Below are 13,326 nucleotides of genomic sequence, written 5' to 3' on the forward strand. Positions count from 1 at the left end.
CAGACAATGTACTTGTCCCTTATTATTTATTAAAATTTATGTATCATGAAACATTTTCTAGTATTTTTATCTCTCCTCTCCACATTCAGTTTATCCGCCCAGGATTGGCTGATCGACGGTTCCTCTTACAAATCGACAGCACAAACAACCCACGATGGGAAACGTCTCGGATTAACGAACGGCCTCCTTCGCCGTACATTCCTGCTTGCTCCCAATGCAGCGACCATCGCCCTTGACAACCTGATGACCGGGCAAAACGAGCTGCGTGCCGTCCGTCCCGAAGCCTTACTTGTCATCAACGGAAAAGAATATCCTGTCGGAGGCCTGACCGGACAGCCGGTCAATAACTTCCTGACAGAAGAATTTATCAACAATATGCAGGCTTGCGATTCAGCATTCATGTTGGTAGACTATCAGATAAGCGAAAGCAAAGAACGCTTCCCCTGGAAACCCAACAGCCAATGGATATCCAACTTATACCCCTGGCCTGCCCCGGGAAAACGGATCACCTTCAATTACCAGGCTCCGGCAACTGCCCCTCAGGACTGCAAAGACCTGAAAATACGTGTCATTTATGAACTGTACGACGGTGCCCCTATCCTGGCCAAATGGATCGAGATCGACAATAAAGGAACAATGCCTGTTACACTCGATTCTTTCAAGTCAGAAATACTCGCTTTGGTCGAAACGGCTCCGAAAGTACATTACGGCGAACCGCATGAAGTCCGCATGATGGCACAGGAAGCAGGTGCTTACACAAAAGATTTCCGTAAACAACCCGTGCAAACCGATGCGCCGCGCGATTATATCGACCGCTTCACCCAACTGTTCGTCGTAACCGACTATGCCATGGGCGGCGATATGGAAGCGATGAAAGACAATCCGGCTGTCCGTTGGGTATTCGATCATCCGGAATACGAATTTACCGGTATCCGCTATTATGGTCAATATAAACCGGCACGTCTGGAAGTCACTCCCCTACTCGGTCCCGGTTTGGAAATCAAACCCGGCGACACCTTTGAATCCTGCACGGCTTTCGAAATGCTGCGTGATGCCAGCGACCGGGAACGACGCGGACTGGCAGAATGTAAATTCTGGCGTATGATGGCTCCCTGGACACAGGAAAACCCTATCTTCATGCACGTCCGCCAATCGGACAGCGAAGCGGTGAAGCAAGCCATCGACCAATGTGCCGCCGTTGGTTTCGAAATGGTCATTATGACTTTCGGTAGCGGATTCAAAATCGAAAATGACTCAGCCGCCTATCTGCAACGAATGAAAGAACTTAGCGACTACGCTGCCGGGAAAGGTATTGCCATCGGCGGTTATTCCCTCCTGGCAAGCCGCGGAGCTAAAGAACAAGATGCCGCAATCAGTCATAAAACCGGAAAACCGGCCAAAACACGCGAAGAAGGCAGCCGCTTTGGCGTATCTCCCTGTATCGCATCCGATTGGGGAGACACCTACTTCCGTAAATTACAGAACTTCTTCACCACCACCGGAATGAATGTCTTCGAAAACGACGGTTCATATCCCGGCGACCCTTGCGCCTCCACTTCACACAGCGGTCACAAAGGCTATCTCGACTCCCAGTGGAAACAGTGGAAGAAAATCAACCGATTCTATCGCTGGTGTCGGGCAAAGGGGGTTTACCTGAACATCCCCGACTGGTATTTCCTGAGCGGCTCCAATAAAACACCGATGGGATATGTAGAGACCAACTGGTCGCTGCCCCGCGCTTATCAGGAAATTATCGAACGACAGAATATCTATGACGGAACCTGGCAGAAAACGCCCAGCATGGGTTTCATGTTCGTTCCCCTCACCCAATATCACGGAGGAGGCGAAGCGGCCACAATCGAACCGTTGAACGAGCACCTCGACCATTACGAAACGCGTCTACGGAACCTCTTCGGGGCCGGTGTGCAAGCCTGTTACCGTGGTCCGCGCCTCTACGATACGGAAGCGACCAAAGAACTGGTCAACCAATGGGTGGCTTTCTATAAAAAATACCGTCAGATACTCGACTCCGATATCATCCACCTGCGCCGTCCCGACGGACAGGACTGGGACGGCATCATGCACGTAAATCCTTCATTGAAACAGAAAGGATTCATCTCAGTGTATAACCCGCTGGATGTTCCCATCCGCAAAGAGATCAAAATACCTCTTTATTACACCGGACTGACCGACAAAGTGACTGTAAAGGAACAGGATCAGAATGTGCAGGTATATGTATTGGAACGTGACTATTCCGTTACAATCCCCATCACAATACCGGCAAAAGGATACAATTGGTATGTTATTGAATAGGTTTTGCATATAATTTGCATATAAAATAGAATAATCATGAATAGAAACAACACATTAACCAGGCAACTGCTTTTTTGCCTGTCTTTCGGACTGCTCCCTTTGCTGAATGCAAACACAAGCAGTCTACAGGCATCAAAGCCTGATGCCCCCAAAAATCAGAAGAAAATATATCAGAAAGGTTGGATCGATTTCAACAAAAACGGAAAGAAGGATATATATGAAGATCCTTCGCAACCTATCGACAAACGGGTGGAAGATCTCCTTAAACAAATGACAGTCGAGGAAAAGACCTGTCAACTGGGAACGATCTATGGATACGGAGCCGTCCTTAAAGATACACTGCCGACCGATGAATGGAAAACCCGTATCTGGAAAGACGGTATCGGTAATATCGACGAGCACCTTAACGGAGAATGGAAACGCACTTCCCTTGACTTTCCTTACTCCAATCATGCTGAAGCAATGAACAAAGTACAGGCCTTTTTCGTAGAAGAGACACGCCTGGGTATTCCCGCCGACCTGACAAACGAAGGTATACGCGGACTGAAACATGAAAAGTCCACCTTCTTCCCCGCCCAGATCGGACAGGGTTGTACCTGGGATAAAGAACTTATCTACGAAATCGGACGCATTACCGGTGAAGAAGCCAAAGCATTGGGATATACCAACATCTATTCCCCTATCCTCGACCTGTCCCGCGACCCCCGCTGGGGACGTACCGTAGAAAGTTACGGCGAAGACTCTTACCTGGCAGGAGAATTAGGACGCCAGCAAGTATTGGGTATCCAAAGCAACCGGGTTGTTTCAACACCGAAACACTTTGCTATCTACGGCATACCGGGCGGTGGCCGCGACTGCTACTCACGAACCGATCCCCATGCCTCTCCGCAGGAAGTTCACGAACTGCATCTGGAACCGTTCCGCATCGCTTTTCAGGAGGCAGGCGCTTTGGGAACGATGTGTTCACATAACGACTATAACGGGACTCCGGTCAGCGCCAGCCACTACCTGATGACTGAGCTGCTGCGTAACCAATGGGGGTTCAAAGGCTATGTCGTTTCCGACAGTTGGGCAATCGACAAAAACGTAAAATTCTACCATATCGTAGATACCGAAGAAGAAGCGGTTGCCAGTGAACTGAACGCCGGATTGAACGTCCGCACCTTCTTTGAGCAATCGGAAGTATTCATCGAAGCGTTGAGAAGGGCTTTACAAAAAGGACTGGTAGAAGAAAGTACCCTGGATCAGCGCGTCCGTGAAGTACTCTATGTAAAATTCTGGTTAGGACTTTTCGACGATCCGTATGTAAAAGACACCAAACTTGCCGATAAGATCGTAAACAGCGACAAGAACCGGGAAGTGTCTCTGCGTGCCGCCCGCGAATCCATCGTTCTTTTGAAAAATGAGAACAACACCCTCCCGCTGTCGAAAAACCTCAAAAACATTGCAGTAATCGGTCCGCAAGCTGACGAAGTCAAATCACTGACCTCCCGCTACGGCTCTCATAATCCGAATGTGATAACCGGCCTGCAAGGTCTGAAGAACCTGCTGGGAGAAAATGTAAACCTGATGTATGCCAAAGGGTGTAATGTCAGGGATAAGAATTTCCCGCAAAGTGATGTGATGTACTTCGAACTGAGCGATAAGGAAAAGGAAGAAATCAACGAAGCCGTAGAGATTGCTAAAAAAGCCGAAGTTGCTATTATATATGTAGGAGACGATTTCCGCACGATCGGTGAATCCAGAAGCCGCGTGAACCTGGATTTATCAGGCAGACAAAAAGAACTGGTCCGCGCCGTACAAGCCACCGGAACTCCGGTCGTACTGGTACTCTTCAACGGACGTCCGGTTACACTGAACTGGGAAGATGCCAATCTGCCGGCTATCGTCGAAGCCTGGTATCCGGGGGAATTTTCCGGTCAGGCCGTAGCCGAGGTATTATTCGGTGATTATAACCCCGGCGGTAAGCTATCCACGACTTTCCCGAAGTCGGTCGGACAAATCCCTTGGGCTTTTCCTTTCAAGCCAAATGCCACCGGCAAAGGTTTTGCCCGCGTAGACGGCGAACTCTATCCGTTCGGTTACGGACTGAGTTATACCACTTTCGAAATCAGCGACCTTCAACCATCTGCCACAAAAATCGCGGACGGAGACACCCTGACCGTTACATGCAAAGTGAAAAATACAGGTTCGGTAAAAGGGGATGAAGTCGTGCAGCTTTATCTGAATGACGAGACATCTTCCATCTCCCGTTTTGAAAAAGAGTTATGCGGCTTTGAACGTGTCGCACTGGAACCGGGTGAAGAAAAAACGGTTACATTCAAAGTGAACCGCCGTGCTTACGGTATGTATAATGATAAGAATGAGTTTGTGGTAGAGCCTGGAAAATTCTTCCTGTTTGCCGGAAACTCATCCAAGTCAACCCCTTTAAACGCAGAATTTTATGTGGAATAGATTACTTATAAGCCTGTTGCTGCTCTTGGGCAGCCAGGCTCTTTTCTCCCAAACGTGGCTGAATAAAACGGATAAGGATATTCTTCTTTATATCTCAGAAAACAAAGAACGTATAGAAGACAGCAAACAAACGGAAACACTTTTCACCCTGACTTGCCAGGAGGAAGATGAGCTGGGCCGCTTATTCAAAGTATCCTATCGCTTCAATTTAGAAAAAAATGTATGCATATCCTACGAACGTCTGCTGCCGATCCATCGTTATTGGGCAACAACGTTGCTGGAAGAGGCCTCCTTGCAGGAAGCCGATGCCTCCGGAGAAGAAATTGACGTAGACGGAGAGACATTGAATACTCTCTATACCTTCGACAACTTCCGGATACAGGTTTCATTAAAAAACGACCGATTATCCTTACTTTATACGCTACCAGATAAATAAATTCCAAGTAATCCCCTGTCTCTTCGTGCAGACAGGGGATTTTTATATCCAGCCGTTTATACTGAATATCTCCCCTTTCATCCATTTTACCGTAACTATCTCTTGACAACGCCTCATTGATTTTGTATATTTGTTACAACCTCTTTTCATAAAGACCTAGGTGTAAATCAATTTAGAGGTACGTCTAAATCAATTTACACCTACCTCTAAATTTAATTAGACGTACCTCTGATTAAAAAATGATTGAGAGAATATCAGAGAAACATCATATTCAGTTTAAACAAAAATCGTATTAATAGTAAACAAACATGAGCATCATTTACAAACCAAGAAAGATGGTATGCACCATCCCCGGCAAAGAAAAAACAGGTTACTTTGCTGCAAAAGCGGTCTCTTCCACAATCGACCTGAACAATTTATGTTATCGCATCTCCAGTAACTGCACGATCACCTCTGCCGATGTCAAAGGAGTGATCGAAGCCCTCCTGACCCAATTCGAACTGGAGCTACTGAGCGGCAAAAATATCAGGTTCGGAGATATCGGGACGTTCAGTGCCTCAATCACCAGCGATATTGTTGAGAATAAAGAAGATTTGAAACCTCAGAAGGTCCGCATTAAGACAGTTACGTTCCTCCCGTCTACCCGGTTGAAAAATAAACTGAAAACAAAAGCCCGGTTCATGCGGTTACGCGATTTTAACAGGAAATACAATGGAGTAGACGAAGAATAAACAAAAAAATACATATCTTTGCTTCCGACAAATCAATGGTTTCGTGGATTTATTCCTAAAAAAAGCCGATGAAATATGACGAAGAACACACTAGTATTATTTCTTTTATTTTTATTTCCATATCTATTCCAATCTGCCAACAGTAAAAATACTTCCCCTTATTTTTTTACACAGATTGGGGTAGAAGATGGATTAACACAGGGTACCGTTACCAATATCTATCAGGATACGGACGGATATTTGTGGTTAGGAACCCAGGGAGGATTACACCGATATGATGGATACGAGTTCAAGGTGTTCAAAAATAATCCGACTGACTCCTGCTCATTAACAGATAACAACGTACTCGATATCGGAGAAGATAAGAATAAGAATATCTGGGTGATTACAGATAACGGCGTGCATAAAATCACACATCAAACAGGAAAAATCAAAAGATATTATGTAAAAGAGACCCGATTCATGCATTGCTGCATGCTCAGTCAAAGCGGAGACTTTTTCCTTGCCGGAGAAAAATTCATCTATCAATACGATGAGCAAGGCGATTCGCTTGTTTTTAAAGACTGGCTGTCATCCACTCCTATCGCTTCGAATATAAAAGGACTTCAGGAAGATGAAGAAGGGAATCTTTATATAGCAAGTTCATCAACCGGACTTGCAGTCCTGAACAAACAGAGGGAAGTCATACGTTTTTACCAACATGAACCGGAAAATCCGTCTTCGCTGATAAAAGGAGCGATCCGCAGATTATTTACCGACAGCCGGAAAAGGTTATGGATACTTTCCGAAACAGCCGGAATCTGCTATCTTGATAAAGAAAACGAACGGTTCGTCCATCTGAATACGGATAACTCAGCTTTAAGCAGCAATGTTGTCCGTGCAATAGCCGAAACCGATTCCAATACCTTATTGCTCGGAACCTTTTCCGGACTGAACAGGGTAGATATGCAGACATTAAAAGTCACTCCCTATAAATTCAATCCGGATGAACCCGGTACATTAAGCTATTATTCCATACACAGTCTCCTGAAAGATAATACAGGTGCATTATGGGTAGGAACCTGGAAGGGACTGAATTATTACAGCCCGGTCAGAACACAGTTTTACCGGATCACGCCCCGTGAATTTACCGGATTATTAGGAATGGGCAAAGAAGACAGTGACGGAAATATCTGGTTCGCAACTGAAGGAGCCGGACTTTTTTGCTATAATCCAAACACGCAAAGCCAGCAATTTTATCCTAAAAAGTCTCCTTACAAAAACAATTACAATTCAAACATCTTTAAATCACTACTTATAAAAGGCGACAGCATTATCTGTGCTACGAATCTGGGATCCGTTTATCTGTTTTCACGTAAACGGAAAGATTATCGCCTGCTCTATGATTACCAGTATGGAGATATTTATACTCTACTGAATGACAGTAAAGGCAGACTATGGATCCCGACAAATTCCAAAACAGGATTAGTGCTTATCGATAAAGGCGAACAGATCAATCAGTTCAAGGTAGACGGAAAAAGCAGAAAATTCTTTTTTGTTACAGCAATAAAAGAAATAGAGCCGGATGTTTTTATTATGGGTACACTCAGCCAGGGACTCCATAAATATGATATGAAGAAAGAGACACTTAAAACGATCTCTTCGGCAGAACTGAACCTACCCGAAAACGTGAAGCCGGGAACTGTCAGTACGATCCTGACCGATTCATTACAAAATATATGGGTTTCATTTTTTGGTTATGGCATCTTTCGTTTTGACCGTGACCTCAACCTGATCAAACATTATACAGTTGAAGACGGTGTAACAGATGGCTATATCTATTCAATGGTAAGCGACCGGAACCAATCTTTATGGGCATTATCCGAAAATGATTTATATTGTTATAATGCAGAAAAAGATTGCTTTGCTCCCATCCGTAACGAAAGCCACCGGGCATTGGAATTTACGTTACATGCAGGAACGACCGACACAAAAGGTACTCTTTATTTTCCCGGAAATAAAGGCATATTATGTTTTAATCCGTCCCGGATGGAGAAAAACACTTATATCCCTCCCGTATATCTGACAAGCCTATCCATAAATAATAATCCGGTAGAATTAGGGGACACTCAATCCCTCCGGTTAAAAGCGGATGAAACCAATATAGCAATCGGATATACGGCTCCAGACTTTATCTCACCTAAACAAAATCAATATGCCTATCAAATGGAAGGGGTAGAAAAGGAGTGGAACTATGTAAGGGGCAGAAGGGTCGCTTATTATAGTAATCTCTCCCCTGGTACTTACAATTTCAAAGTAAAGGTCTCAAACAGTGTAAATTTGTGGAATCCACAGGAAGCTTCCCTAAGCATCACAGTCACCCCTCCCCTTTACAAAACATGGTGGGCTTACATCTTGTATATCATCACAATAGGTACTATTATATGGAAGTTTATATACCATCAGAAAGTACGTCACGAACTGGAAAGCAGTATCCGCTTCAAACAGCTGGAACAGGAAAAAATGAAGGAATTACACGAGGAACGTATGAGATTATTTACCAACTTCTCACACGAACTACGCACTCCTTTAACACTTATCATCAATCCGCTCGAGGATATGTTGCGCCATAGTTCCTTCTCTACGGAAGTCAAAAACACGTTGCAACTCATGCGTAAAAACACACAACGTCTGCTCTTACTCGTTAATAATCTGATGGATGTGCAAAAATATGACTCACAGAAAATGGTACTTCAAAAAGAGAAATTCGATCTATCCGTGTTCGTTCAGGAGTTATATGAGTTATTCGTCCCGGTAGCAAAAAACAGGAATATCACTTTTACCCGGAAAAATGAATTGCCGGTAGATTATTGTGTTTATTATGATCGTCAAGAAATTGAAAAAGTGCTGTTTAACTTACTTTCAAACGCCTTTAAGTTCACCCCGGAAAAGGGAACAATTGAAATTATATTGTCTGTACTTTCAAGCGAAAATGACATAGTTCGTGTGAAACTATGTCAAAATCGGCATCTATCAGAAGACTACTATTTACACATACAAGTATCTGATAATGGGGAAGGTATCACATCTGAAGATATTGAAAAAATCTTCCAGCCATTCTACCGCTCTTCACAAGATTTACATCATCAGATTGCAGGTTCGGGTATCGGACTTAGTTTAGCACGTTTCATAGTAGAACAACATAGTGGAATAATCTGGGCGGAAAACATAGTACCAACCGGAACATGCATGCATGTTTTACTTCCTCTCCCCGAAAAGCCAGTAAGTAATCCGGTCAAACAGACAGAATCCTCCCCCCTGATGAATGTGCAGGAGTTTATTCCTTCCGAAAAAAAAGAAACACCGGTTATCTCACAAACATTGCTTTTAGTAGAAGATAATAAAGATGTGCTGGATTATCTGGAAAAACAATTTGAAAATGAATATAAGGTGCTGAAAGCAGAAAACGGAAAAGAGGCACTTACACAAATAGCCATAAAAATACCCGAACTGATTGTCAGTGATGTCATGATGCCCGAAATGGACGGACTTGAACTGTGCCGTCGGATCAAGCAAAATCCGCAAACAGCCCATATACCGGTCATTCTATTAACAGCCAAAACAATGCCTTCGCAAATCACCGAAGGATATAATGCCGGAGCTGACGATTATATCATAAAGCCATTCGATATAGGCCTATTGCAGGCACGTGTGCGGAATTTGCTGACTTCACGAATACAGATACGGAAAAAATATGAGAAAAAGATCGATCTGAATGAACTCGGAGTCAAAACATCTCCGCTTGACGAAGAGTTCCTGAAACAATATACAAATATTGTGAAAGCAAATTTCTCCAACCCGAAACTCGATATTGATATGATCTGCAAAGAAATCGGTATGAGCCGCGCAAACTTCTACCGAAAAGCGAAAACACTTACTTCCCTCTCTCCGGCTGAGATGATCAAAAATCTGCGTCTAGAAGCGGCAGCCCAGATGTTGCGTGAAACAGATTTAAGTGTCAGTGAAATTTTGGAAAAAGTAGCATTCAGCAGTAGCGGATATTTTGCCTCCTGCTTTAAACAAGTCTACGGAATGCCTCCAAAGGAATACCGAAAAGTTAATTCGACAGGAAAATCAATGAGTTGACACAAATCTTACCATCATTGATATGAAATTAACCTTTCATGTAGGATAATACGGACAATTTTGCCCTCGAGTTAATTAATAAGAGTTAACCATTCATTAATATTATTCTATATGAAGAACAAAGTTTTAATCATGCTGATGGGCTTTTTCCTTTTTGCCCATCAATTGTTCGCCCAGGACGTAAGTGTGTCCGGTAACGTAAAAGATGAAAAAGGAGAAGCTTTGATTGGGGTTTCCATCCAAATAAAAGGAACCCCCACTGGTAACATCACCGATATAGACGGTAACTTTACGCTTTCGTCTGTGCCCGCAAACGGCGAGTTGGTATTCTCTTACATGGGTTACGAAACCCAGACTATTCCGGTAAAAGGAAAATCAGTTATTAATGTAGTATTGAAAGAAGACTCACAGGCCCTCGATGAAGTGGTCGTAGTCGGTTTCGGTACACAAAAGAAAGTTAATTTAACTGGCGCTGTCGCTTCAGTCGGTGCTGAAGTATTGGAAAACAAACCGGTTGCCAATGTCGGCCAGGCATTGCAAGGAGTTGTACCCAACCTGAACGTATCGGCAACAAATGCATCGCCAAATGCATCGCCTTCATTCAACGTACGTGGGGGTACTTCCATCGGCTTGGATAGCGATGGAAAAAAATGGGAAATCAAGAACGGTAGCCCGCTGATCATCGTTGACGGTATACAGGTGGACACAGACTATTTGAACATGATGAACCCGAGCGACATAGAAAACATTTCTGTCCTGAAAGATGCTTCTGCTTCCGCCATCTACGGTGCACGTGCAACTTATGGTGTAATGTTGATTACAACAAAATCGGGAAAGAACGATTCCAAGGCAACCGTTACTTACAACATGAACCTGCAATGGAACACGCCGTCGCATATCCCGGATATTCTGGATGCCTATACCATTCAATTGGCAAAAAACAAACAAGCTGAAATGACAGGAGGTACAGTCACTCCCTGGATGGAAACATTGCTGGCCGCCAAAAAGAAATACATGGAAGATCCCAGACCTGAAAATGCATGGATCTACAATGAAGGCAGTACGACCAATATGACTTGGGTTGCTAATATGAACCCGTATGAAATAGGAGTAAAAGACTGGACGCCGTTGCAACGTCATAATATTTCTATCAGTGGAGGTTCTGCCAAGACACATTATTACATTTCTTTAGGCTATCAACGCCAGGAAGGTATGTACACAATCAACACCGATGTACAAAACCGCTATAACATCAACATGAACCTGAATACAAACATTAACAAATGGTTGGATGTTGCTACCAAAATTTCTTATAATACAAGTAATTATAATGAACCTTACATGAATTACCAAAAAGGTAAAGTATGGGAAGCTATGAAAAATGATCCGGGACGTAATATGAACATGCCTATCAAAACAGGTCCGAACGACCCGATTCCGGATACATGGACCGATAACATTCTGGGTTGGTTGGCTTATGGAGCAACACAAAGTACAAAGAATACAAATACGGTATTTAACATTACTCCCACTCTCACCATTTGCCCGGAATTAAATGTAAAAGCAGAGTTAACTTATCGTCCTACAGAATATTTTCAGAAACGAGTAATACCCATCCGTAATTATGTCGTTGACAACTGGACTACTACAATTAATTCACATACATATCCATCTACAGTAAGAGAAGAAACAAGACATTCCGATTATTATACAATCAATGCATACGCAAATTTCAACAAAGCATTTGGCAATCATAATGTATCAGGTGTAGCCGGTTTCAACCAGGAATGGTATTACTATCGCAAACTGTATGGAGAAGCCGAAGACATTTTGACAAACGACCTGCCGACTTTAGGCATGACGACAGGTACTCAATACACAGGAGACAATGAAGAACATTGGGCCATACGTGGTGCTTTCGTTCGTGCTAACTACGACTATGCAGGACGTTACCTGTTTGAATTTAGTGGCCGTTATGACGGAACTTCTCGTTTCGGACATAACACCCGATATCAATTTTTCCCATCTTTCTCTGCAGGTTGGAGACTTTCGGAAGAAAAATTCATGGCTAATACCCGCAACTGGTTAGACAATCTGAAGATTCGCGGATCATGGGGTTCACTGGGTAATCAGAATGTAGCAAACTACGCTTATATAGCCAGTTATGGAGCAGCAGGTTATATTTCATGGGTTATGAACAATGAGCAGATCAAAGGTATGAACCCGACAGGTATCATTGCCAGTGACCTTACTTGGGAAACTGCCAGCACACTCGACTTCGGTGTAGATGTAACAGCATTGAAAGGTCGATTGGATGCTTCTTTCGACTGGTATACCCGCCGTACAACAGATATCCTTATGAGCGGGACAAAACTCCCGGCTGTATTAGGAGCATCTGTTCCAAAACGTAACTCCGGTGAATTGAAAACAAACGGTTGGGAATTAAGCTTGAAATGGAGAGATCAATTAAGTAATGGCATTCGTTATGATATTGGTCTGGTATTATCTGATTATCAATCAGAGGTTGTTAAATTTACAGGCAATCCAAACGGCTTATTGAGTACTTTATACGATGGTATGAAGATGGGTGAAATTTGGGGATATGAAACAGTTGGTATTTTACAAGAGGACGATTTCACTATTGATGAAAACGGTAAATATGTATTAATTGGTCCAGACCAGTCTAAGGTACACAAAACCTTATACCCAGGCGATATACGCTATGCTGATTTAAATGACGACGGTGAAATCTCTAATGGAGATAATACACTGGAAAATCCGGGTGACCGCCGAATCATCGGTAATTCTACTCCGCGTTTCCAATATGGTATCACCGGTAATATTTCGTGGAAGAACTTAGATTTGAATATCTTTTTCCAGGGTATCGGTAAAAAAGATGTTTGGATCAGCGACAACGTATTTTGGGGTGGAGACACTGCCGGTAACTGGGAAATGTATAATAACTCCTGGACACCGGAGCGCACCGATGCCAAATATCCAATGTATGCCGGACGTATTTCCAGTACGACTCAGAGCGGTTACCTGTTCAATGCAGCTTACCTCCGTTTGAAAACATTAGCGCTGGGTTACACTTTGCCGAAAGCATGGGTAAACAAAGCAAAATTATCAAATGTCCGGTTAAGTATCTCCGGTTACAACTTATTTGAAATCACTCAAATTCCGGACCTGTATGACCCGGATCAAATCTCATCCGCTTATCCGATGATGCGTTCTGTTGCATTCGGTCTGCAAGTAGGTTTCTAAATA

At 43.5% G+C, this 13,326-nt stretch carries 6 protein-coding genes; all 6 read left to right on the plus strand.

Going from position 1 to position 13,326, the window contains the following annotated elements:
• Positions 1-45 precede the first annotated feature (45 nt).
• The 6 genes from C825_RS20870 (at position 46) to C825_RS20895 (ending at position 13,323) form a co-directional block, all read left to right on the plus strand.
• Positions 46-2,313 carry an IolE/MocC family protein gene (locus C825_RS20870; protein ID WP_010800026.1) on the plus strand — a complete coding sequence of 756 codons (2,268 nt, stop codon included), beginning with the start codon at positions 46-48 and terminating at the stop codon, positions 2,311-2,313.
• Between the two features lie 36 nt (positions 2,314-2,349).
• Positions 2,350-4,767 (plus strand): glycoside hydrolase family 3 C-terminal domain-containing protein, encoded by a 2,418-nt coding sequence (locus tag C825_RS20875; protein ID WP_010800027.1) that lies wholly within the window; start codon positions 2,350-2,352, stop codon positions 4,765-4,767.
• A complete protein-coding gene (locus C825_RS20880) occupies positions 4,757-5,203 on the plus strand; it encodes a hypothetical protein (protein WP_007652571.1) in 447 nt (148 codons plus the stop codon). The genes C825_RS20875 and C825_RS20880 overlap by 11 nt, the downstream gene beginning before the upstream one ends.
• 308 nt (positions 5,204-5,511) lie before the next feature.
• The gene (locus C825_RS20885; protein WP_007652569.1) at positions 5,512-5,934 is read left to right on the plus strand and encodes an HU family DNA-binding protein; all 423 of its coding nucleotides are present in this window, start codon (positions 5,512-5,514) and stop codon (positions 5,932-5,934) included.
• A gap of 75 nt (positions 5,935-6,009) precedes the next feature.
• The gene (locus C825_RS20890; protein ID WP_010800028.1) at positions 6,010-10,059 is read left to right on the plus strand and encodes a hybrid sensor histidine kinase/response regulator transcription factor; all 4,050 of its coding nucleotides are present in this window, start codon (positions 6,010-6,012) and stop codon (positions 10,057-10,059) included.
• 111 nt (positions 10,060-10,170) lie between these two features.
• Positions 10,171-13,323, plus strand: coding sequence for a SusC/RagA family TonB-linked outer membrane protein (locus C825_RS20895; RefSeq protein WP_010800029.1), 3,153 nt, complete (start codon positions 10,171-10,173; stop codon positions 13,321-13,323).
• The last annotated feature ends 3 nt before the right edge of the window (positions 13,324-13,326 follow it).

It is taken from the genome of Parabacteroides sp. ASF519 (assembly GCF_000364265.2).
Lineage (GTDB): Bacteria > Bacteroidota > Bacteroidia > Bacteroidales > Tannerellaceae > Parabacteroides > Parabacteroides goldsteinii.